Source organism: Gordonia caeni, assembly GCF_039537105.1.
Classification (GTDB): Bacteria; Actinomycetota; Actinomycetes; order Mycobacteriales; family Mycobacteriaceae; genus Gordonia; species Gordonia caeni.
This window is the reverse complement of sequence record NZ_BAAAZW010000006.1, coordinates 193,327-215,570: the sequence shown is the minus strand read 5'-3', so window position 1 is coordinate 215,570 and position 22,244 is coordinate 193,327. Positions and strand designations below refer to the sequence as shown.

General features: G+C 70.7%; 23 protein-coding genes. 9 read left to right on the top strand and 14 right to left on the bottom strand.

Translation table 11 applies throughout. The annotated features are described in order from the left end of the window. Positions 1 to 4: 4 nt before the first annotated feature. Complete coding sequence (locus ABD732_RS11845; protein WP_344783900.1) at positions 5 to 1,177, top strand: acyl-CoA dehydrogenase family protein; 1,173 nt, start codon at positions 5 to 7, stop codon at positions 1,175 to 1,177. Between the two features lie 11 nt (positions 1,178 to 1,188). Next, positions 1,189 to 2,055: a 3-hydroxyisobutyrate dehydrogenase gene (gene mmsB, locus ABD732_RS11840; protein ID WP_344783898.1), complete on the top strand. Its 867-nt coding sequence runs from the start codon at positions 1,189 to 1,191 to the stop codon at positions 2,053 to 2,055. 37 nt (positions 2,056 to 2,092) lie between these two features. Here mmsB and ABD732_RS11835 read toward each other — a convergent pair whose 3' ends face one another. The 9 genes from ABD732_RS11835 to clpS form a co-directional block, all read right to left on the bottom strand. Next, complete coding sequence (locus ABD732_RS11835; protein ID WP_344784117.1) at positions 2,093 to 2,584, bottom strand: MarR family winged helix-turn-helix transcriptional regulator; 492 nt, start codon at positions 2,582 to 2,584, stop codon at positions 2,093 to 2,095. Beyond that, positions 2,581 to 3,213 (bottom strand): RdgB/HAM1 family non-canonical purine NTP pyrophosphatase, encoded by a 633-nt coding sequence (rdgB, locus tag ABD732_RS11830; RefSeq protein ID WP_344783896.1) that lies wholly within the window; start codon positions 3,211 to 3,213, stop codon positions 2,581 to 2,583. Before rdgB ends, ABD732_RS11835 begins: the two co-directional genes overlap by 4 nt. A gap of 6 nt (positions 3,214 to 3,219) precedes the next feature. Beyond that, the gene (gene rph, locus ABD732_RS11825) at positions 3,220 to 3,975 is read right to left on the bottom strand and encodes a ribonuclease PH (RefSeq protein WP_344783894.1); all 756 of its coding nucleotides are present in this window, start codon (positions 3,973 to 3,975) and stop codon (positions 3,220 to 3,222) included. Between the two features lie 209 nt (positions 3,976 to 4,184). Next, positions 4,185 to 4,964 carry a cyclic nucleotide-degrading phosphodiesterase gene (locus ABD732_RS11820; protein ID WP_344783892.1) on the bottom strand — a complete coding sequence of 260 codons (780 nt, stop codon included), beginning with the start codon at positions 4,962 to 4,964 and terminating at the stop codon, positions 4,185 to 4,187. 82 nt (positions 4,965 to 5,046) lie between these two features. After that, entirely contained in the window at positions 5,047 to 5,841 is a 795-nt protein-coding gene (gene murI / locus ABD732_RS11815) for a glutamate racemase (protein WP_344783890.1), read from the bottom strand. Beyond that, positions 5,838 to 6,404, bottom strand: a complete 567-nt coding sequence (locus tag ABD732_RS11810; protein ID WP_344784115.1) for a rhomboid family intramembrane serine protease — start codon at positions 6,402 to 6,404, stop codon at positions 5,838 to 5,840. The genes murI and ABD732_RS11810 overlap by 4 nt, the downstream gene beginning before the upstream one ends. Positions 6,405 to 6,466: 62 nt before the next feature. Beyond that, positions 6,467 to 7,567, bottom strand: a complete 1,101-nt coding sequence (locus ABD732_RS11805; protein ID WP_344783888.1) for a P1 family peptidase — start codon at positions 7,565 to 7,567, stop codon at positions 6,467 to 6,469. Continuing rightward, on the bottom strand, positions 7,561 to 8,142 hold the full coding sequence (aosR, locus tag ABD732_RS11800) for an oxidative stress transcriptional regulator AosR (RefSeq protein ID WP_344783886.1): 582 nt from the start codon (positions 8,140 to 8,142) through the stop codon (positions 7,561 to 7,563). The genes ABD732_RS11805 and aosR overlap by 7 nt, the downstream gene beginning before the upstream one ends. Then, positions 8,142 to 8,444 (bottom strand): ATP-dependent Clp protease adapter ClpS, encoded by a 303-nt coding sequence (gene clpS, locus ABD732_RS11795; RefSeq protein ID WP_344783884.1) that lies wholly within the window; start codon positions 8,442 to 8,444, stop codon positions 8,142 to 8,144. The genes aosR and clpS overlap by 1 nt, the downstream gene beginning before the upstream one ends. Here clpS and ABD732_RS11790 point away from each other — a divergent pair. From ABD732_RS11790 to glgB, 4 genes are read left to right on the top strand one after another with little or no spacing between them, the layout of a single operon-like run. Next, a complete protein-coding gene (locus ABD732_RS11790) occupies positions 8,443 to 9,780 on the top strand; it encodes a nicotinate phosphoribosyltransferase (protein WP_344783882.1) in 1,338 nt (445 codons plus the stop codon). The genes clpS and ABD732_RS11790 overlap by 2 nt on opposite strands. Continuing rightward, entirely contained in the window at positions 9,777 to 10,367 is a 591-nt protein-coding gene (locus ABD732_RS11785) for an isochorismatase family protein (RefSeq protein WP_344783880.1), read from the top strand. Before ABD732_RS11790 ends, ABD732_RS11785 begins: the two co-directional genes overlap by 4 nt. After that, complete coding sequence (locus tag ABD732_RS11780; RefSeq protein WP_344783878.1) at positions 10,364 to 12,370, top strand: ATP-dependent DNA helicase; 2,007 nt, start codon at positions 10,364 to 10,366, stop codon at positions 12,368 to 12,370. The genes ABD732_RS11785 and ABD732_RS11780 overlap by 4 nt, the downstream gene beginning before the upstream one ends. Next, positions 12,367 to 14,196 carry a 1,4-alpha-glucan branching protein GlgB gene (gene glgB / locus ABD732_RS11775; RefSeq protein WP_344783876.1) on the top strand — a complete coding sequence of 610 codons (1,830 nt, stop codon included), beginning with the start codon at positions 12,367 to 12,369 and terminating at the stop codon, positions 14,194 to 14,196. The genes ABD732_RS11780 and glgB overlap by 4 nt, the downstream gene beginning before the upstream one ends. Positions 14,197 to 14,463: 267 nt before the next feature. Here the strand turns inward: glgB and ABD732_RS11770 are convergent, their stop codons facing one another. The 3 genes from ABD732_RS11770 to ABD732_RS11760 are packed head-to-tail and all read right to left on the bottom strand — an operon-like array spanning position 14,464 to position 17,017. Continuing rightward, positions 14,464 to 15,351, bottom strand: a complete 888-nt coding sequence (locus tag ABD732_RS11770; protein ID WP_344784113.1) for a tetratricopeptide repeat protein — start codon at positions 15,349 to 15,351, stop codon at positions 14,464 to 14,466. A 53-nt stretch (positions 15,352 to 15,404) separates the two neighbouring features. Further along, positions 15,405 to 15,818, bottom strand: coding sequence for a DUF3817 domain-containing protein (locus tag ABD732_RS11765; protein WP_344783874.1), 414 nt, complete (start codon positions 15,816 to 15,818; stop codon positions 15,405 to 15,407). Positions 15,819 to 15,823: 5 nt separating this feature from the next. Next, positions 15,824 to 17,017 (bottom strand): acetyl-CoA C-acetyltransferase, encoded by a 1,194-nt coding sequence (locus ABD732_RS11760; RefSeq protein WP_344783872.1) that lies wholly within the window; start codon positions 17,015 to 17,017, stop codon positions 15,824 to 15,826. A 77-nt stretch (positions 17,018 to 17,094) separates the two neighbouring features. Between ABD732_RS11760 and mce the strand changes: the two genes are divergently transcribed. Together mce and ABD732_RS11750 are read left to right on the top strand one after the other, a co-directional pair. Further along, entirely contained in the window at positions 17,095 to 17,577 is a 483-nt protein-coding gene (gene mce / locus ABD732_RS11755) for a methylmalonyl-CoA epimerase (protein ID WP_344783870.1), read from the top strand. A 124-nt stretch (positions 17,578 to 17,701) separates the two neighbouring features. After that, entirely contained in the window at positions 17,702 to 18,583 is an 882-nt protein-coding gene (locus tag ABD732_RS11750) for a hypothetical protein (protein WP_344783868.1), read from the top strand. Between the two features lie 46 nt (positions 18,584 to 18,629). Here the strand turns inward: ABD732_RS11750 and nucS are convergent, their stop codons facing one another. Beyond that, entirely contained in the window at positions 18,630 to 19,313 is a 684-nt protein-coding gene (gene nucS, locus ABD732_RS11745; protein WP_344783866.1) for an endonuclease NucS, read from the bottom strand. Between the two features lie 86 nt (positions 19,314 to 19,399). On the opposite strand from nucS, the gene gabT reads away from it, so the two are divergent. Further along, positions 19,400 to 20,749: a 4-aminobutyrate--2-oxoglutarate transaminase gene (gene gabT / locus ABD732_RS11740; RefSeq protein WP_344783864.1), complete on the top strand. Its 1,350-nt coding sequence runs from the start codon at positions 19,400 to 19,402 to the stop codon at positions 20,747 to 20,749. Between the two features lie 8 nt (positions 20,750 to 20,757). Here the strand turns inward: gabT and ABD732_RS11735 are convergent, their stop codons facing one another. Continuing rightward, on the bottom strand, positions 20,758 to 22,050 hold the full coding sequence (locus ABD732_RS11735; RefSeq protein WP_344783862.1) for a lysine N(6)-hydroxylase/L-ornithine N(5)-oxygenase family protein: 1,293 nt from the start codon (positions 22,048 to 22,050) through the stop codon (positions 20,758 to 20,760). Positions 22,051 to 22,244 lie beyond the last annotated feature (194 nt).

The following is a 22,244-nucleotide window of genomic DNA, read 5'->3' as shown; positions in this document are numbered from 1 at the left end:
GGCGATGCACGGGTACACCGACGCCGACCTCGACCCCGACGATCGCGAGATCGTCTCCGCCGCAGCCGATTTCGCGGACCGGAAGCTGGCACCGTACGCCCTGGAATGGGATGCGGCGGCACACTTCCCCGTCGACGAGCTGCGCCAGGCCGCCCAACTCGGCATGGGCGCGATCTACTGCGACACCGAACACGACGGCTCCGGGCTGCGCCGCCTGGACGGCGTCCGGATCTTCGAGCAGCTCGCCTACGCCGATCCGGCGGTCGCGGCGTTCCTGTCCATCCACAACATGTGCGCGTGGATGGTCGACGCCTACGGCACGCAATCCCAACGGGCCCAGTGGATTCCACGGCTCAGTTCGATGGAGTCCGTCGCCAGTTACTGCCTCACCGAGCCCGGTGCGGGTTCGGACGCGGCGGCGCTGACCACACGCGCCCGGCGCGACGGCGACGAGTACGTGCTCGACGGCGTGAAGCAGTTCATCTCCGGCGGCGGCGTCAGCGACCTGTACGTGGTGATGGCGCGCACCGGCGAGCCCGGCCCGAAGGGCATCTCCACCTTCCTGGTGGAGGCCGGCACCCCCGGTCTCGGCTTCGGGCCGTCCGAGCACAAGATGGGCTGGCACGCCCAGCCCACCGCACAGGTGATCTTCGAGGGCGTGCGGGTCCCGGCGTCCAGCCTGCTGGGCGAGCAGGAGGGCCGCGGCTTCGGAATCGCGATGAACGGTCTCAACGGCGGACGGCTGAACATCGCCGCCTGTTCTCTGGGCGGCGCACAGGCCGCCTACGACAAGGCGGCCGACTACGTCGCCGACCGCAAGGCGTTCGGTCAGGCGCTGATCGACGAGCCCACGATCCGGTTCACGCTCGCCGAGATGGCGACCGACCTGGCGGCCGCACGGCTGATGCTGGCGCGCGCGGCGACAGCCCTCGACGCCGGCGAGCCCGACAAGGTCGAACGCTGCGCCATGGCCAAGCTGCACGTGACGCAGACCTGCCACCGGATCGCCGACCAGGCGCTGCAGTTGCACGGCGGCTACGGCTACCTCCACGAGTATGGAGTGGAGAAGATCGTGCGGGATCTGCGGGTTCACCGCATCCTGGAAGGCACCAACGAAATCATGAAGGTGGTGATCGGCCGCGCCATCGCCGATCGCCACCGGACCACCGATCGATGACGGAGAAGACCATGAACATCGCATTCCTCGGCCTCGGCAACATGGGCGGGCCCATGGCCGCCAATCTGGTGAAGGACGGATACGACGTCATCGGGTTCGACGTCTCCGCCGATGCCCGTGCCGCCGCCCAGTCCGCGAACGTCCCCGTGACCGACAGCCTCACCGAGGCCGTCGCGACCGCCGACACCGTGATCACCATGCTCCCCAACGGGGCCATCGTGAAGAACTGCTACGAGGAGCTGCTGCCCTTCGTCCCGACCGGCGCACTGCTGATCGACTCGTCGACCATCTCGGTCGACGATGCCCGGGCCATCCACGACATGGCCGCCGAACGGGGTCTGGAGCAGCTCGATGCCCCGGTCTCCGGCGGCGTCAAGGGCGCGACGGCCGGCACGCTGGCCTTCATGGTGGGCGGCACCGACGAAGCCTTCAACGCCGCCAGGGCCGTACTGGATCCGATGGCCGGCAAGATCATTCACTGCGGCGGTTCCGGTGCCGGTCAGGCCGCCAAGCTCTGCAACAACATGCTGCTGGCCGTGCAGCAGATCGCCGTCGGCGAGGCCTTCACCCTGGCACAGAAGCTCGGGCTGAAGGATCAGGCCCTGTACGACGTGATCACCGGGGCCACCGGCAACTGCTGGGCCATCGAGACCAACTGCCCGGTCCCGGGCCCGGTGCCCACCTCACCGGCGAACAACGACTTCGCTCCCGGCTTCGCCACCGCGCTGATGAACAAGGATCTCGGCCTGGCGATGGACGCCGTGGTCTCCACCGGGGCCCGCGCTCCGCTCGGCGAACATGCCGCGCAGATCTATCGCGGCTTCGCCGACCGGTCCCCCGGGCTCGACTTCAGCGCCGTCATCACCACACTCCGCTGAGCGGAGTCTCCTCCGGCGCGATCGGCGGGGTGCGGATTCAGTAGTCCCCGGCCTCGCGCCGGAGCGTGTCGATCGCGGCGGTGAGCGCGCGCACCTGGTCGTCGCCGATGCCGACTGCGGTGAACACCTCGTCGTTCAGTGCGACGGTGGCCCGTTCGACCAACTCGCGCCCCTGGTCGGTGATCTCCACAAGCGTCACGCGGCCGTCGCTGGGGTGCGGGTTGCGCCGGACCAGGCCGTCCTCCTCCAGCCGCCGGATGCCGTGCGTCACGCTGGTGACGTGCACCTGCAGCCGATCGCTGGCCTTGGTGATCGGGAGTGCGCCCGAACGTGAGAAGGCCAGCAGCCGAAGCAGTTCGAAGCGGGAGAAGCTGAGTCCGAACGGCCGCAGCGCCGCCTCCACGCGCGCCAGCAGGATCTGGTGCGCACGCATCACCGAGGTGACCGCCGTCATCCCCTCGGCGGCCTCCCCCCAGCCGGCGCGCACCCAGTTGGCGCGCGCGGCGGCGATCGGATCGTCGGACATCAGTCCGCCGCGGCCAGGGACCGAAGCGCCGGAACCAGCGCGGCCAGCGCCTTGCCCCGGTGGCTCAGCGAATCCTTCTCCGCCGCGGTCAGTTCCGCGGACGTGCGGCCTGCGGCCACCTCGTCGTCGGGGACGAACAACGGGTCGTAGCCGAAGCCGTTGGCGCCCCGCCGCTCGGCGACGATCCGGCCGTGCCATTCTCCGCGCGCGACCGCTTCCTCGCCGTCGGCGTTGACCAGTGCGCACACCGAGACGAAGGCGGCGCCCCGCCGCGACCCGGGGACGTCGGCCAGCTGCGCCAGCAGCAGATCGTTGTTCGCCTGATCTCCCTTCCCGCCGCTCCATCGCGCCGAGAGCACACCGGGCATGCCGTTGAGCGCATCGACGGTGAGGCCGGAGTCGTCAGCAAGCGCGGGAAGCCGTGTCGCCGCCACGGCGGCGCGGGCCTTGATCAGGGCGTTCTCCTCGAAGGAGGCACCGTTCTCCACGGGCTCGGGGTACTCCGGGACGTCACCGAGACCGAGCACCGTCAGTCCGGTGATGCCCGCGGCGTCGACCACCCGGCGCAGCTCGGCCAGCTTCTTGGCGTTGTTGCTGGCGAGCACGACCGTCCCGGCCGCTGCGTCGGTCATGCCGGCTCACTCACCGTCCGGGAGCACGCCGGGGTACGGCTCGGCCAGCGCCTCGCGCTGCGCGACCACCAGCTGGTCGACGCCGACCATCGCGACGTCCAGCAGCTTGTCGAGGGTGGCGCGCGGGAAGGTGGCGCCCTCGCCGGTTCCCTGGATCTCGACGAAGGTGCCCGCGTCGGTGGCGACGACGTTCATGTCCACCTCGGCGCGCGAGTCCTCCTCGTACGGCAGGTCGAGACGGACGCGACCGTCCACCACGCCCACGCTGACCGCCGCGATGATGCAGCTCAGCGGCTGCGGGTCGGCCAGCTTCCCGGCCGCACCGAGCCAGGTCACGGCGTCGGCCAGCGCCACGTAGGCGCCGGTGATGGCCGCGGTGCGGGTGCCGCCGTCAGCTTGCAGCACGTCGCAGTCGAGGGCGATGGTGTTCTCGCCGAGTGCGGCCAGGTCGATGCAGGCGCGCAGCGACCTGCCGATGAGGCGGCTGATCTCGTGGGTGCGGCCACCGACCTTGCCGCGCACGGACTCTCGGCTCGACCGCTCGTGCGTGGCGCCGGGCAGCATGGCGTACTCCGCGGTGAGCCAGCCCAGGCCCGAACCGCGCCGCCACGGCGGCACGCCCGGGCTGACCGAGGCGGTGCACAGCACGCGGGTGTTGCCGAAACCGACGAGGACCGAACCTGCCGGATTGGAGGTGAAACCGCGGGTGAAGGTGATGGGCCGCAACTCGTTGTCGGCGCGGCCGTCTGCTCGTGTGCTCACGGCCCCAACTCTATCGGCTTCCGACCCACCGCACCGGGAGCGCACCCCGATTTCGGCGGGCCACGTCGAGCCGTATCGATCCGGTGCCGACCGGCAGGTGCACCGCGGGTTCGGTTTCGACACGCTCTCGCCCTTGCGGGCGCGACCGGCTCAACCAACGGTACAAGGGGCGGCTCGACCGGCTCGACCACCGACAGGTGGGCGGCGGCTCAGCCGGGGAAGGGTGGGCGGACTTCGATGATCTGGCCCTGGTGGACCAGTTGCAGCGGCCCCTTGTAGGCCGCGCGGGCCTCGTCGAGGATCGCGTCGGCGTCACTCCACGGGACGACGTGGGTCAGCGCCAGGGAGCGGGCGGCGGCGCGGCTGGCGAGGTCCCCGGCTTCGGAGCCGGACAGGTGCAGGTCCTCGGGCCGCTCGCCGGGGGCGTGCGTCCAGGAGGCCTCGCACAGGAACAGATCGGCGTCCCGGGCCAGGTCCACCACCACGTCGGCGTAGCCGGTGTCGCCGCTGTAGACGAACACCTCGCCGTCGGGTCCGGTGATCCGCAGACCGAAGGTCGACGGCGGATGGGAGACCTTGAACGGCTCCACGTGCAGGCCGTTCACCGTCACCGGGGAGCGGTCCACCCACTCGTGGACGTCGTAGGTGTCGCTGATGTCATCGATCTCGCCCGGGTACTCCGAAGAGGCCGCACCGATGCGCAGCGCGGTGCCGGCCGGGCCGTAGAGCGGCGAACGGTGATCGGCCTTGTCCGGTGCCCAGCGCCGCCAGACGAGCATCGCGGGCAGATCCAGGCAGTGGTCGGCGTGCAGGTGGGACAGCAGAACCGCCACCCGGCTCGGGTTGGCGTGCTGCAGCAGCTCCCCGAAAACGCCGTGCCCGCAGTCCACCAGCACCGGGTCCTCCCCGTCCGCCTGCAGGAGGTAGCCCGAGCACGGGGCGCCGGGACCGTTCACACTTCCCGAGCACCCGAGGACCGTCAACCGCATGAGACCCACTCTGCCACGAGCCCGCGGCCGTCCATTGTCGAACCGGGCGGCTTGACCGACCCGTTACTCGGGGTCCGCACGGCTACAGATGCGTCACTTCGCCGACCGTCGGTCCCAGGAACCTGGTCGAGAGACGGCGGAACGAATCGGGGTCACCGGTCGCCGAGAACGTGCGGGCGGCGCCCCGTCCGGAATGCGGGTGCAGAGTATCGGTTTCGGTGAGCACCCGGAAAGTGTCCTTGGCCGTCTCCTCGGCGCTGGACACCAGCGTCACCTCGTCCCCCATCACCAGCTGCAGCACACCGGACAGCAGCGGATAGTGGGTGCAGCCGAGCACCACCGTGTCCACGCCCGCCTCCTGCAGGGGCTCGAGGTAGCCCTGCGCCAGCTGGAGGATCTGTCGGCCGCTGGTGACACCGCGCTCGACGAAGTCGACGAACCGCGGGCAGGCGACGGCGGTCACCTCCAGGTTCGGGGCGGCCGCGAAGGCGTCCTGGTAGGCGCGCGAGGCCACCGTGGCCTCCGTGCCCAGCACGCCGATCTTGCCGTTCTTGGTGGCGACCACCGCGCGGCGCACCGCCGGGAGAACCACCTCGATCACCGGGATCGGCGCGTAGCGTTCGCGGGCATCGCGCAGACAGGCCGCCGAGGCGGTGTTGCAGGCGATGACGATCGCCTTCACGCCCTGCTGCACCAGTTCGTCGCCGATGGCGAGCGCGTGCCGCCGGATCTCCGGGATCGTCAGCGGTCCGTACGGCCCGTTGGCGGTGTCACCGATGTACAGCACGTCCTCGTCGGGCAGCTGATCGATGATCGCGCGCGCCACGGTCAGGCCGCCGACACCGGAATCGAAGATGCCGATGGGAGCCAGTTTCACGTCGTCGCCAGCGATCTCGGTCCTCCTCGGTCTGCGCCGCCACGACCCCGTCGGTCGCTACCGGCCAGTACCCAGGCTGCCAGGACACCGCCCAGTGCGCCAAAGAGGTGTCCCTGCCAGCTGACCGCGCCGCCCGCCGGGACCATCCCCCAGAGGATGCCCCCGTACACCACCAGCAGCACCAGACCGCCCAGGACCTGCCAGAAGTCGCGGTTGAAGATCCCCCGCACCAGCAGATAGGTGAGCCAGCCGAAGACGATGCCCGAGGCGCCGACGGTGACCGTGCCCGCGGGGGCGGTCAGCCACACCCCGAAGCCGGACACCACCCAGACCACGGCGGTCACCGCCAGGAAACGCCCCGCCATCAACAGCAGGAAGCCCAGGACCGCGCCGGGCACCACATTCGCGATCAAGTGGGCGAAGTCGATGTGCAGCAGCGGCGCCCACACGATGCCGGTGAGGCCGTCGGCCGTCCGCGGCACGATTCCCGCTTGATCGAGCCGGTAGTCGGTGGCCGCGTCGATCCCTTCGATCACGAACAGCGCCGCGACGATCACCGCCATGGTGACCCCGCAGCGCTGCCACCGCGGCCACTGCGGCCGAGTGGCCGGTACCGGCGCGCCGGTCACCCGGCCGGCCGCTCGCCGAACGCGGAACCGAGCACGTCGCGGTAGGCCGGCACCGTCCCGACGGCCGTGGCCGCCAGCACCGCCGACACCACCGCCCGCCGGGTGACGGTGGCCGCCGCTTCGCACAACGCCGCGACGACGGGGGCGTCGGCGTCCATGCCTGGTGGCATCGGCACCGCCTTCTCCGGATCGGCGGTCTTCTGCCCCGTCGCCACCGCGAACAGGGTGTCGCCGTCCATCGGCGAATGCGCCGGCCGGATCGCGCGGGCCAGCCCGTCGTGTCCGGACATCGCCAGGCGGCGGGCCCCGCCCACCGACAGGGTCGCGTCGGTGGCGACCACCCCGATGGTGGTGTTCAGCACGGTGCCCTTCGCGGTCAGTTCGGCGTGCGCCGCCACCTCCGTGGCCGCCGGCGCCGTCAATCCGTGGTGGTCCAGGTCCTCGCCTCCCCACGGCAGGCCGGTCGCCGGGTCGATCACCGCGCCGACCGGGTTCGCGATCACCAGCACGCCGACGGTGAGCCCGCTCGCGGGACCGTCGTGCACGGTCAGCGACGCGGTGCCCACCCCGCCCTTGAGGGCGCCGGCGCGCGCGCCGGTGCCGGCGCCGATGGTGCCGATCGCGAAGTCGGCGGCGGCGGCGGACAGCGCCGCCGCCCCGAAACCGGCGTCCGGGCGCCGGTGCCAGCCGCCCACCGGAAGGTCGAAGATCACCGCGGCCGGAACGATCGGCACCACGTGGCCGAGCAGATCCATCGACAGTCCGCGGCCGGCCTCCTCCAAGCTCCGCATCACCCCGTCGGCGGCGCTCAGACCGTAGGCGCTGCCACCGGACAGGACGATCGCCTGCGCGCCGAGCACGGTGTTCACCGGATCGAGCAGGTCGGTCTCCCGGGTACCGGGACCGCCGCCGCGCACGTCCACCGCGGTGACCGCGCCGTCGGGCACCACCACCACCGTCGTTCCGGTGGCCCAGCCGCGGCCCGGCTCGGTGTCGGTGCCGATCACCACGTCGTCGTCGAGGCGCCCGTGGTGGCCCACGACCACGCCCGCGACGTCGGTGATCCGGTCCCCGGGCAGAGCCTGCGGTGTCAGCACGGGCCCATCAGCGCCTCGACCAGCAGTTCCTGCACCACCGTGAGCCACTGGTAGACGTCGTAATGGCCGGCGTGCGGATGATCGGGGCCGGGCCGCTCGGGTTCGTCGGCCAGGCCCAGCATCGCCCCGAGGGCCAGCCGCACGTCGTTGAGCGCGGTGAGCCACTCGTCGGCTTCGTCGGCGGTGAGCGCCACGTCGCCGCCGTCGGGCGGCAAGGTGTCGAGCACCACCCGGGCCGCGGCCAATTTGGCGTCGATGATCAGCGGTTCGTTGAGGCCGCGCAGCGCGCCGTTGAGGTCGGCGGCCACCGGGGCGGCGGCCATCGACTCCTCCTGGTCGGGGCGATGGAAGTCCGGGAGCAGGCGCCCCAGAGTCGCATCGCGGGGCGCGGTGGTGTGCCCGGTCCGGATCCCGGTGAGATCGGCGAGCGAATCCTGCGGAGCCGAGCCGTCACGCTCGGAGAGTATCTCCGAGGTGGAATGCACCATCGAGGCGATCAGCTGACACTCGTAGCTCTCCAGGTTGGAGCAGATCCGCAGATCCGCACCGGCGCCGCGCCGGGACCAGGTCCGCATCAGGAGTCGTGCTGCATCGTCGCCCACAGGCCCGCCGCATGCAGTTTGCGGACGTCGCCTTCCACCTTGGCGCGGTCCCCGGCGGAGACCACGGCCTTGCCCTCGTGGTGCACCTGAAGCATCAGTTCGCGCGCCTTCGGCTCGGAATAGCCGAAGACTTTCTGAAACACGTAGGAGACGTAGTTCATCAGGTTGACCGGATCGTCCCAAACGATCGTCACCCATGGACGGTCGACTACCGCCTCCGGTTCGGCAACCGCTGTACCGGTGCTGGTACCGGGTGCCGCTTCCTCGAGCGCCATGAGCTATAGGGTAGCGAATGTGACGAGTACCGCGCTGCTGACCGATCAGTACGAGCTCACCATGGTCTCGGCCGCGCTGGCGGCCGGGACCGCGGACCGGCGCTGCGTCTTCGAGGTCTTCGCCCGGAGATTGCCCGACGGACGCCGCTACGGCGTCGTCGCCGGTACCGGCCGGCTCCTCGACGAGCTGGAGAACTTCCGCTTCGGGCCGGCCGAGATCGACGCATTGCGCGGGGTGGTCGACGAACCCACCCTCGAGTGGCTGAGGTCGTACCGATTCGGCGGCGAGATCGACGGCTACGCCGAGGGCGAGCTGTACTTTCCCGGATCCCCGATCCTGACCGTGCGCGGCGGATTCGCCGAAGCGGTGGTCCTGGAGACACTGGCCCTGTCGATCCTCAACCACGACAGCGCCGTCGCCTCGGCCGGTGCCCGCATGGTCTCGGCCGCCGCCGGCCGACCGATCATCGAGATGGGCTCGCGCCGCACGCACGAACGCGCCGCCGTCGCCGCGGCCCGGGCCGCGTACCTGTCCGGTCTCACCGCCACCAGCAATCTGGAGGCCGCCCGCACCTACGGGGTGCCAAGCGCGGGCACCGCGGCCCACGCGTGGACGCTGGCGTTCACCGGTCCCGGCGGCAGCGACGAACGGGCGGCGTTCGCCGCGCAGGTCGCCAAGCACGGACCGGAGACCACCCTGCTGGTGGACACCTACGACATCACCACCGGCGTCCGCAACGCGATCGAGGTGGCCGGGCCCGGCCTGAACGCGGTGCGGATCGACTCCGGCGACCTGGGGGTGCTGGCCCGCCAGGTCCGCCAGCAGCTCGACGACCTCGGCGCCACCGGCACCAAGATCGTGGTCAGCGGCGACCTGGACGAGTACGCGATCGCCTCGCTGCGCGCCGAGCCGGTGGACCTGTACGGCGTCGGCACCTCGCTGGTGACCGGCAGCGGCGCGCCGACCGCGGGCATGGTCTACAAACTGGTCGAAGTCGACGGCCTCCCGGTGGCCAAGCGCTCGAGCCACAAGGAGAGCCACGGCGGCGCCAAGCGCGCGGTGCGGGCGGCCCGCGACACCGGCACGGTGGTGGAGGAGATCCTCTACCGCGACGGCGCCGCGGTGCCCGAGTCGGCGGCCGGTAGCCTGAATCTGCGCGAACTGCAGATCCCGCTCGTCCGCGGCGGCGACCGGGTGGACGGCGTGCCCACGCTGACCGAGGCGCGCAGTCACCTCGCGCGCGGCCTGGTGACCCTCCCCTGGGAGGGCCTGGGCCTGAGCCACGGCGATCCGGCCATCGGAACGCGCTATGTGAACCAACCGGAGGCATCATGAGTCGCGAGCCCGAACGCGCACTGATCGTCGTCGACGTGCAGAACGACTTCTGCGAGGGCGGTTCCCTGGCCGTCCCGGGCGGTGCGGCCGTGGCCGCGGCCATCAGCACGCTGATGGACGAGTACGAGACCGTCGTGGCGACCCGCGACTATCACATCGATCCGGGCGACCACTTCTCCGAGAATCCCGACTACGTCGACTCCTGGCCCCCGCACTGCGTGGTCCACACCGACGGTGTCGCCTTCCACCGCGATCTCGATACCGCGCGCCTGGACGCGGTCTTCTCCAAAGGCGCCTACAGCGCCGCCTACTCCGGCTTCGAAGGCGCCCACGAGGACGGCACACCGCTGGCCCAGTGGCTCCGCGACCACCACGTCACCGAGGTCGACGTGGTCGGCCTGGCCGCCGACCACTGCGTCCGCGCCACCGCTCTGGACGCCGCACGCGCCGGCCTGGCGACCCGGGTGCTGCTCAATTTCACGGCGGCGATCTCGCCGGCGACGTGGGCCGGTGCGGAGAAGGAATTGCGCGCGGCGGGGGTCGAGTTCGAGGGCGACCTGCTGTACACGGGTGCCACGCCCGAGTGAGCGATCTGCCCAACGTCCCCTCCCTGCTCTCCTCCGCCGTCACCGCCCTGGGCGGCACGCGCCGCGACGGCCAGGTCCAGATGGCCGCCGCCGTCGCCACCGCGATCGACGACGGGCGGCATCTGGCCGTCCAGGCCGGTACCGGCACCGGCAAGTCCCTGGCGTACCTGGTGCCGGCGATCCGGCACGCCGTCGACAGCGGTGAGACGGTCGTGGTCTCCACCGCGACCATCGCCCTGCAGCGTCAGCTCACCGAGCGCGACCTGCCGCGCCTGTCCGAGGCGCTGACGATGCCGCTGTCGCGGGAGCCGTCGTTCGCGATCCTCAAGGGCCGGGCGAACTACCTGTGCCTGAACAAGCTGCACTCCGGGGAGGCCGACGATCCCGGGGCCGAGCTGTTCGACGCTTTCGAGCTGTCCCGGATGGGGCGCGACGTGACCCGGCTGCGCGAGTGGGCGTCGGACACCGAGACCGGCGATCGCGACGATCTGAGCCCCGGCGTGGACAACCGTTCCTGGCGGCAGGTGAGCGTCAGCTCGCGCGAATGCATCGGCGCCGCGGCGTGCGAGTTCAGCGACGACTGCTTCGCCGAGGCCGCACGCCGGCGCGCCGGCGAAGCCGACGTGGTGGTGACCAATCACGCCATGCTCGCCATCGACGCGATGAGTCCGGCGACGATCCTGCCCGAGCATCGCGTGGTGGTGATCGACGAGGCGCACGAGTTGGTGGACCGGATCACGTCGGTCTCCACCGAGGAGGTCTCGGCCGCCGGCCTGAACTATGTGAGCCGCCGGGCGGGCAAACTGATCTCCACCGAGACCGCCGAGACCCTGGCCGGGGTCACCGCCGGATTGGAAGAACTTCTCGACGACGCCCGCGTCGGCGAATGGACGCGGCTGCCCGGCGGTGCCGGCGAGGTGCTGGCCAGTCTGCGCGACCGGCTCTGGGAAGCCCGCTCGGAGATCTCCCCGCCCGCCTCGGGCACCAAGACGCCCGCCGATGCGGATGCGGCGGCCGCCCGCCAGATGGCGATCAGCGCGGTGGAGAACCTGCACGACACCGTGGTGCGGATCCTGACCGTCTTCGGCGAGCCGGATGTGACCGCGCGCCGCGACGTGATCTGGCTGGCCGAGGAGCGTCTGCGCGGCGGGGACACTCGCCGGAGCCTGCACATCGCCCCGCTGTCGGTGGCGGGACTGCTGCGCAGTGCGCTGTTCACCGACAGCGTGGTGATCCTGACCTCGGCGACGCTCACCATCGGCGGCAGCTTCAACGCCCTGGCCCGTGCCTGGGGACTGCCGCCGGCCGACGACGATCCCGGCGCCTCCTGGCGGGGCCTGGACGTCGGCTCTCCGTTCGACTACCCGCGGTCGGCGATCCTGTACGTGGCCCGGGCGCTCGCGCCGCCCGGCCGCGACGGTCCCGCCGCGGCCACCCTGGACGAGATGACCGGCCTCATCGAAGCGGCCGGCGGTCGTACGCTCGGGCTGTTCTCCTCCATGCGGGCGGCGGCCCAAGCGGCCGAGGCCTTGCGCGAGCGGATCGACTTCCCGATCCTGTGTCAGGGCGAGGACACCACGTCCACGCTGATCGAGAAGTTCGCCGCCGACGAGCCGACGTGCCTGTTCGGCACGCTGTCGCTGTGGCAGGGCGTCGACGTCCCCGGGCCGTCGCTGAGTCTGGTGCTGATCGACCGGATCCCGTTCCCGCGCCCGGACGACCCGCTGTTGTCGGCCCGCCAGCGGGACATCGATGCGCACGGCGGCAACGGCTTCCTCGCCGTCTCGGCCAATCACGCGGCGCTGCTGCTGGCGCAGGGCGCCGGACGGCTGCTGCGCTCGGACGCCGATCGGGGCGTGGTCGCCGTCCTGGATTCGCGTCTGGCGACCGCACGCTACGGCGGCTACCTGATCGCCGGCCTGCCGCCGTTCTGGCGGACCACCGATCCGGCCGCGGTGCGGGCCGCGCTGGGCCGGCTCGCCGGTCGGGCATCGTCGTCGTGACCGGTCCGCGGCGACCGCTCTGGGAACGGCTCGGGGCCCGTCCCGGGCCGGCTGAGACGGAGTTTCGCGTGTGGGCGCCCAACGCCCGCGCGGTGAGCGTCTTCGGCGACTTCGACGACTGGGACCCCGGCGCCCACCCGATGCGACGCGACGGCGACGGGCACTGGACGGCCGCCGTGGCCGGGGCCGGTCCCGGCCACGCCTACAAGTACCGCGTGCTCGGCGCCGACGGCATCGCCCGCGACAAGGCCGATCCGCTCGCACTCGCCACGCAGTGCCCGCCGGAGACCGCCTCGGTGATCGCGGCACCGTCGGAGTACGTCTGGCACGACCACGACTGGCTGGCCGGCCGGGCGACCACCGATCCGGCCACCGCACCGGTCTCGGTCTACGAGGTGCACCTGCCGTCGTGGCACCCGGGCGCGAGCTACCGCGAGCTCGCCGGTCCGCTGGCCGAACACGCCGTCGCACACGGCTTCACGCACATTCAGCTGCTGCCGATCACCGAGCATCCGTACGGCGGATCGTGGGGCTATCAAGTCGGCTCGTACTTCGCGCCGACCGCCCGGCTGGGGCCGGCCGACGACTTCCGGTTCCTGGTCGACCATCTGCACTCGCGCGGCCTGGGCGTGCTGCTCGACTGGGTGCCGGCGCACTTTCCCAAGGACGATTTCGCGCTCGGCCGGTTCGACGGCACCCCGCTCTACGAGCACGCCGATCCCCTGCGCCGCGAGCAGCCGGACTGGGGCACGTACGCCTTCAATCTGGGCCGCCCCGAGATCCGCGAGTTCCTGATCGCCAGCGCCGTGTTCTGGTGCGAGGAGTTCCACCTGGACGGTCTGCGGGTGGACGCCGTCGCCGCCATGCTCTACCTGGACTACTCGCGCGAACCGGGACAGTGGCGTCCCAATGAGCGCGGCACCCACGAGAACGACGAGGCCGTGGCCTTCCTGCGTGAGCTGAACGATGCCGTGCACCAGGCGGTCCCGGGAGCGCTCGTGGTGGCCGAGGAGTCCACCGCCTGGCCCGGGGTCACCGCCCCGACCTCGCGCGGTGGACTGGGCTTCGACTTCAAGTGGAACCTCGGCTGGATGAACGACGCCCTGGACTTCGTCTCCCGGCCGCACGAGGAGCGCCGCCGTGCGCAGGAACGGCTGGTCTTCTCCCTCACCTATGCCACGGCCGAACAGTTCGTCCTCCCACTGAGCCACGACGAGGTGGTACACGGCAAGGGGACGCTCTGGACCCGGCTCCCCGACGGCTCCGACCGGGCCGCCGGCGTGCGTCTTCTGCTGGCCTACCAGTGGGCGCACCCGGGCAAGAAGCTGCTGTTCATGGGGCAGGAGTTCGGGCAGCGGAACGAATGGTCCGACGTCGACGGCCCCGACTGGCAGTTGCTCGACGACCCCGCACACGCCGGCATCGCCCGGCTGGTGGCCGACCTGAATCGGCTCTATCGCGAGTATCCGGCGCTGCACGCGCAGGACTACCGTGCCGACGGCTTCTCCTGGCTCGACGGCAACGACACCACCAACACGGTGATCGGCTTTCTGCGGCTGGGCCCGGAGCCGGGCTGCCCCGGACACGCGGTGGCCTGCGTCCTCAACTTCTCCACCGCCGACTTGTACGACTACCGCATCGGATTGCCCACCGGCGGCACGTGGCGCGAGATCCTCAACACCGGCGCTATCGACTACGCCGGCGGCGGGGTCGGAAACCTGGGGGCGGTCCGCGCCGAAGCGATCCCCAGCCACGGCCGCCCCTACAGCGCCCGCCTGACCCTGCCCGCCGAATCCGCGGTGTTCTTCACCCCTGGCCCGCACTGACCGACAGTTCTCGACGACAGAGCCTCTCGCTGGGTGAGCGGAGTCGAGATCAGCCCTCCCACACGACAATCGACGTGCATGTGGGCTCGACTCCGCCCGCCTAGCGAACGGGATGCTCGGCGACAGCGGCTCATACGCGGGAAGAAAGGGAAATTAACCGTTTGCTCCTGCGAGAGCGCCGCTGTTGCGGAGCATCTGACCCGGCATCGAGATCGAGATCATCCTCCGATGATCGATCGCGACAGATGACTCCGCTCGACGCGGAGATCAGTAGAGGGCTGCGGCGAGCTTGCGGCGCGCGGCCACCACGAACGGTTCCGACGGCTCGAAGAGCTCGAACAGCTCCAGCAGGCGCGTACGCGCCTTGTCCTTCTCGTCACCGGCGGTGGTGCGCACCACCGCGAGGATGCGCTCGAACGCCTCCTCCGGCTGCTGTGCCAGCAGCAGTACGTCGGCGGCCGCCAGCTGCGCGTCGATGTCGCCGGCGGCGGCGTTGTCGACGATGCTCGGATCGTGTCCCTGGGCCCGCAGGATGAACTCCAGATTCCGCACCGTGGACGCGGCCTCGGCGTTGCCCGGATCGGCCTCGGCGATGGCGCGGTACGCGGCGAGCGCGCCGTCGACGTCACCGGAGTTCATCAGCTCTTCGGCGGCCACCATCTGCGGATCGTCCTCCTCGGCGGGCGCTTCCCCACCGGCCGGATCGCCCTGCAGTGCGCCGCCGACCTTGGCGAGGATCTCGTCGATCCAGGCCTGGATCTGCGCCTGTGGCTGCACGCCGTTGAACGCCGACACCGGCTGTCCGCCGGCGATCGCGACCACCATCGGCACCGACTGCACGCCGAAGGCCTGCGCGATGCCCGGGCTGGCGTCGACGTCGACGCGGGCCAGCGCCCACCGGCCGCCGGACTGCTGGGCCATCGCGGCCAGCACCGGCGAGAGCTGCTGGCTCTCCGGCGACCACGCGGCCGACAGATCCACCACCACCACCTGCCGGGCCGAACGCCCGATCACTTCGGTCTCGAAGCTCGCGTCGGTCACATCGACCACGTTGTCGCCGGCAGGCGCCGCGGGCGCCCCGCCACCGGCGCTGACACCGGCGCGGCTCGCCTCAGCCTGCGCGGCGAGGGCGGAGAGGTCGACGGCTCCGGACATGGTTGCTGCGGCCTGCAGACCGGCGGCGGCCTGCTGGCGATTCCTGGGACTGGTCACACCTGCATTCTTTCATGATCATCGCCGGGCGTGTCGGCGACCGGGGACGCCGCAGACTGGTCCAGGTGGCCGTTGCGCTGCGCCCACCACTCGAAGAGCAGCGAGAAGAACGGCGGGATCGCCGAGAACAGCGCCAGCGCGGTGACCTTCCAGTTCCAGCGCAGCTCCACCGCGGTCCAGACGGTGATCGCCACGTAGGCCACGAAGGCGATGCCGTGCAGCATGCCCGGCACCATCGTCGCCGACTCGATGCCGGCGCCGTACTTGATGCCCATGCCGATCAGCAGCAGCGCCCAGGTGATCGCCTCGATGAGGGCGATCAGCCGGAAGCGCGGTGCCGGCTCGGCGACGTCGAACCAGTTCTTGACCCACGAGGTCTTGGTCGTCGAGGTCTGTGTCGTCTCAGTCATCGCGATCAGGCCTTCGGGACGCGCACGATGAGGGCGTCGCCCTGGCCGCCGGCGCCGCACAGTGCCGCAGCACCGATACCGCCGCCGCGCCGAGCGAGCTCGTTGGCCACGTGGAGCACGATGCGGGCGCCGGAGACACCGATCGGGTGCCCGAGGGCGATGGCGCCGCCGTTGACGTTGACGATCTCCGGGTCGATGCCCAGCTTGCGGATCGACGCCAGGCCGACCGCGGCGAAGGCCTCGTTGATCTCCACCAGATCCAGATCCGCGGGGGTGATGCCCTCGCGCTCACACGCCTTGGCGATCGCATTGGCGGGCTGCTCCTGCAACGACGAGTCCGGGCCGGCGACGACGCCGTGGGCACCGATCTCGGCCAGCCAGGTCAGTCCCTGCTCCTGCGCCTTGGCCTTGCTCATCACCACGACCGCGCACGCGCCGTCGGAGATCTGCGAGGCGTTGCCCGCGGTGATGGTGCCGCCCTTCCGGAACGCCGGACGCAGACCGCCCAGCGACTCGACGGTGGTGTCGGCGCGCACGCCCTCGTCCACGGTGAACTGCACCGGGTCGCCCTTGCGCTGCGGGATCTCGACGGCGACGATCTCGTTGTCGAAGACGCCCGCCGCGGCGGCCTCGGCGGCCAGCCGGTGGCTGCGCGCCGCGACCTCGTCCTGCTGCTCACGGGTGAAGCCGTCGGTGTCGTTGGAGTCCTCGGTCAGCGCACCCATCGGCTGATCGGTGAAGGCGTCGTGCAGGCCGTCGAAGGCCATGTGGTCCACCAGCTCGGTGTTGCCGTACTTGAAGCCGCCCCGAGAGCCGGGCAGCAGGTGCGGCGCCTGAGTCATCGACTCCTGGCCGCCGGCGACGACGCACTCGAACTCGCCGGCGCGGATCAGCTGGTCGGCCAGGGCGATGGCGTCCACGCCGGACAGACACATCTTGTTGATCGACAGGGCCGGTACGTCCCATCCGATTCCCGCCTTGACGGCGGTCTGGCGCGCGGGCATCTGGCCCGAACCCGCGGTCAGCACCTGACCCATGATCACGTAGTCGACCTCGGAGGCAGGCACGTGCGAGCGCTCGAGAGCGCCCTTGATGGCGATCGCGCCCAGGTCGACGGCGGAGAAGTTCTTGAGCGAACCCATCAGGCGCCCGAAGGGCGTCCGGGCTCCGGCGACGATGACGGTGGTGTTGTCGGACATCTACTGCACTCCTGAGACGGCGGAAATCGAACGGACCTCGTGACAAGGCACTTTCAGATCAACGCTACCGTGGCACCATGAGCAATTCCGCATCGGAAGGCGTGACCCCGGCCACTGGCGCACTCAGCGATGTCGCCGATCTCGTTCTCGGGATCGACCACGTCGGCATCGCCGTGCCCGACCTCGACAAGGCACTGAGCTGGTACCGCGACAACCTGGGCTTCGTCAACCTCCACGAGGAGGTCAACGAGGAGCAGGGCGTGCGCGAGGCGATGGTCGGCCCCGCCGGCGGCGACGGCGCCGTGATCCAGTTGCTGGCACCGCTGAACGATCAGTCGACGATCGCGAAGTTCCTCGATCGCAGCGGCCCCGGACTGCAGCAGCTGGCCGTCACGGTCCGCGACGTGGAGGCGGTGGCGGCCGTCCTGACCGCCAACGGCGTCCGTCTGCTGTATCCGGAACCCCGGCACGGAACGGCGGACTCGCGGATCAACTTCGTGCACCCGAAGGACTCCGGCGGCGTGCTCCTGGAACTGGTGGAGCCGGCGCCCGCGCACTAGGTTCCGACCGCCTCGCCGACGGCGAGTAACACCAGTCACACCAGCCACACCGTTACCAAAACGCTGCACAACACGCCGCGTGTGATACATGAGATCGCCTATCGGCGGGCCTAATGTTGCCCACATGTCAGCTCCCGGCCAGCGTCACAGCCCCTTCTCCATCGTCATGCGCGGCTACGACCGCGATCAGGTCACCGACCACATCCGTCAGCTCGAAGCCGATCTGGCGATGATGGCCGCGGATCGCGACTCCGCGCACGCCCACTCCGACGAGCTCCTCAACCATCTGGACCAGACGCGCGCCCGCGTACGCAGTCTCCAGGAGGACGTCGACACGCTCTCGGTGCCGCCGACCACGGTCACCGGTATGAGTGATCGCCTCTCCCGCATGCTGACACTGGCCACCGAGGAGGCCGGCGAGATCCGGTCGACCGCGCGCGACGAGGCCGCCGAGATGATCTCGGTGGCCCGGCAAGACGCAGACGCCGCCCGGAGCGAAGCGCAGACCGACGCCGCCCGGACCCTCGAGCTCGCCCAGCAGCAGGCCGACAAGCTGATCACCGAAGCCGAAGAGCGGGCCGCCGCCATCGAGGCGGCTGCCGCCGAGGAACGCGAACGCGCCCGTGCGATCGTGGCCGCCGCCGAGAACGATGCCTCCGGACTGCGCGGGGCCGCGCACCACGTCGCCGCCGCCCGCCTGGCCCGGTCGCGGGAACTGGCGCAAGCCGCACACGATGCGCACAAGCAGATCGTCGACCACCTCGGCGCGCTCCGCGAGCACATCACGGCGCTGCCGGGCGCACTGGAGCTCTCCGAGGACGAGCTGGATCTGGTCGGCACCACCGAGACCGACGATCTGGAACTGCTCAACCGCACCCTGGTCGGGCGGGACCGCTTCGAGGACGACGCCTCCCGGGTGATGGAGACCACCGACGTGCTCGACGCCGTCGACGGCGAGTACAGCGACGCCGACGACTCCGACGGCCCGGCGCGCGCCAGCGCCTGACCCCTTCGGCCGATTCCCCGCGGCCGCTCACGAGTTCCGGCTCTTCTCAGAAGAGCCGGAACTCGGTGCTTTCGGTACCCCGCAGCCGGTCGTAATCGAGTGTGACGCAGCGGATTCCGCGGTCGGTGGCCAAGGTCTTGGCCTGCGGCTTGATCTGCTGGGCGGCGAAGATGCCGGCGACCGGGGCCAGCGTCGCGTCGCGGTTGAGCAGATCCAGGTAGCGGGTGAGCTGCTCGACGCCGTCTATCTCACCGCGCCGCTTGATCTCCACCGCGACGGTCTGCCCGTCGGCGTCACGGCACAGCAGGTCCACCGGACCGATGGCCGTCATGTACTCGCGGCGGATCAGGGTGTAGCCGTCGCCGAGGGTCTGCACGTGCTCGGCCAGCAACTCCTGCAGGTGCGCCTCGACGCCGTCCTTCACCAGCCCGGGATCCACGCCGAGTTCGTGCACCGAGTCGTGCTCGATGTCCTTGACGGTGATGCGCAGCTGTTCACCGGCCTTGTTCTCCACCACCCAGACCGCCCGGGCATCGCTGCCCTCGACCGCCTCCTCCTCGGTGAGCCAGCACGGCGGGCTCATCCAGTTGAGCGGCTTGTAGGCCCGGTCGTCGGCGTGCACGCTGACTGAGCCGTCGGACTTGATCAGCAGCAGCCGGCGGGCCATCGGCAGGTGAGCCGTCAGCCGCCCCACATAGTCGACCTGGCATTCGGCAATCACGAGACGCACGGCCACAGCGTAACCGCGAACTGGCTAAGCTCAACGCCGGGGGGCGGGGCCCGCCGTCACATTCAGACCGGCAGCTGGAGCGAGCAATGCGCGACGACATCACCTACCGACTTCCCCAGCAGCGGCGTCTGGTGACCGAACTCCCCGGCCCCCGCTCGGCCGAGCTCGCCGACCGGCGCCGACGGGCCGTCGCCGGCGGCGTGGGTTCCTCGGTCCCGGTCTACGCCGCCGATGCCGACGGCGGAGTGATCGTCGACGTCGACGGCAACTCCCTCATCGACCTCGGCTCGGGCATCGCGGTCACCAGCGTGGGCGCCGCCGATCCGGCCGTCGCGTCCGCCGTCGCCGAGCAGGCCGGGCACTTCACGCACACCTGCTTCATGGTGACGCCCTACGAGGGCTACGTGGCCGTCGCCGAACGCCTCAACCGGCTCACTCCTGGGGTCCACGACAAGCGCACCGTGCTGTTCAACTCCGGCGCCGAGGCGGTGGAGAACGCGGTGAAGGCGGCCCGCCTGGCGACCGGCCGCGAAGCCGTGGTCGCCTTCGAGCATGCCTACCACGGCCGCACCAACCTCACCATGGGACTGACCGCCAAGGCGATGCCCTACAAGACCGGATTCGGGCCGTTCGCCACCGGGATCTACCGCATGCCGATGTCGTACCCGTATCGCGACCCGGCCGGGCAGACCGGCGAAGAGGCCGCCCGCGCGGTGATCGCCCGGATCAACACCCAGATCGGCGCCGCGTCACTGGCCGCGATGATCATCGAGCCCATTCAGGGTGAGGGCGGTTTCATCGTGCCCGCCCCCGGCTTCCTGCCCACCCTGGCGGAGTGGGCCCGCGAGCACGGCGTCGTGTTCATCGCCGACGAGGTGCAGACCGGCTTCGCCCGCACCGGCGACTGGTTCGCCTGCGACCACGAGGGCGTGGTGCCCGACATGATCACCATGGCCAAGGGCATCGCCGGCGGCATGCCGCTGTCGGCGGTCACCGGCCGCGCGGACCTGCTCGACGCCGTGCACCCGGGCGGTCTGGGCGGCACCTACGGCGGCAACCCCGTCTCGTGCGCGGCGGCCCTGGCGGCCCTGGACTCGATGGAGCGTCACCGGCTCGCCGACCGCGCCCGCGAGATCGGCGCGTCGATCGTGGCCCGGCTGGAGCAGGTGGCCGCCGACACCGGCGTGATCGGCGACATCCGCGGCCGCGGCGCCATGATCGCCGCCGAACTGGTGCATCCGGGAACCGACGAGCCCTGGCACGAACTCACCCGGGCGGTCGCCGCCGAGGCGCAGCGGCACGGCGTCGTGGTCCTGACCTGCGGCACCTACGGCAACGTGATCCGGCTGCTGCCTCCGCTGGTGATCGGCGACGACCTGCTCGCCGACGGGTTGAACGTGCTGGCCGAGGCCATCGCGACGGTCGCCGCGCGCTGAACCGGGGGTCAGCCCAATGCCGACGCGGGCACCCCGGCGCGGTCCGCCGCCGCCTCGGCGCCGACGAGCGCCCCGACGATCTCACCCGACCGCACGGCGACGTTCGACAGCAGCGTCGAGGTCAAGCCGTGCGAGTGCTCGGAATTGCCCTGGACGAAGATCGAACCGGTGATCTCCGGATCGGTCTTCAGGCGGTAGCTGCGGTCGAGCACCGGGTGACCGTGCGCGTCGGCGTGACACGACGACTCCAGCTCACCGAGCAGGCTGCCCACCGGGACCGGCTCGAATCCGGTCGCGAAGATCACCGCATCGCACTCGAGGTCGACGGCCTCCCCGGTGAGTCGGTTCACCACGCGCACCGTCGCCGAGTCATCGGTCTCGGCGAGGTCGGTGATCTCCGAGGCGCCGTGCACGAAGAGCCGGCGCTGCCCCGAGACCCGCTCGGAGTACTCCCGGCCGTACAGGTCGGAGATCAATGCGGTGTCCACCGCCGAGTAGTTGGTGCTGCGGTGGTAGTTCATCAGGCGCGCCTGCCACGCCGGGTCGGCGCCGAAGTACTCGTCGACTGTGGCGGCGTCGAAGATCCGGTTGGCGTACGGACTGTCGTCGGCCGGGGTGTATCCGTACTTGGCGAACACCGCGTGCACTTCGCCCCCGGTGGTCGAATGCAGGTAGCCGGTCACCTCGGCGGCGCTCTGGCCGGCGCCGACCACCGCGTACCGGCCGTGACGGGCCGCGGGCAGCTCGGCCAGACGGGTGAGCAGATCGTGGTTGTGGAAGACGCGTCGGCCGGACGTGACGCCGGCGGGCAGCTTGGCGCGGATCCCGCTGCCCAGCACCAGGTTGCGCGCCCGGTAGACGCCGTCGGAAGTCTCCACCTCGAAGACCTCGCCGTCCCAGCCGACCGTAGTGACCTCGGTGGAGTACTCCACCGGGATCGACACCCGGTCGGCGGCCCAGCGCAGGTAGTCGCAGAACTCCGAGCGCAGCGGGAAGAAGTCCTGCAGGTTGATGAAGTCGGCGAGCCGGCCGTGTTCGGCCAGGTAATTCAGGAAGGTGTACGCACTGCGGGTGTTCCGCTGGGTGGCCAGATCCTTGAAGAACGAGACCTGCACGGTCGCCCCGGGAAGAAGCATGCCCGGGTGCCACTGGAACCGGGTGCGGCGCTCGACGAACTGGGCGGTCAGCGCTGCACCCGGTGCGGCCTCGTTGTGTTCTTCGATCGCGATGGCCAGCGCCAGATTCGACGGACCGAATCCGATGCCGATCACGTCGAGAATCGGGTAAGTCTCTCTGCGCACTTGCTCACTCCTCGGTAGTCCGCAGCCTCGCGGACCTCGCGTCGTCGCGGACACCCTCGCTCCGTCTTGATAGGTGAGTCTAACCTAAGCTGAGACGGACGATCCGGGGCCGTTCCGGGGCACCTCCCCGCTTCCGGGCCCGAGAACCGCAGCGACGAAGGAGTACGAGGAGATTGTCGACGACAGCTCCGGAG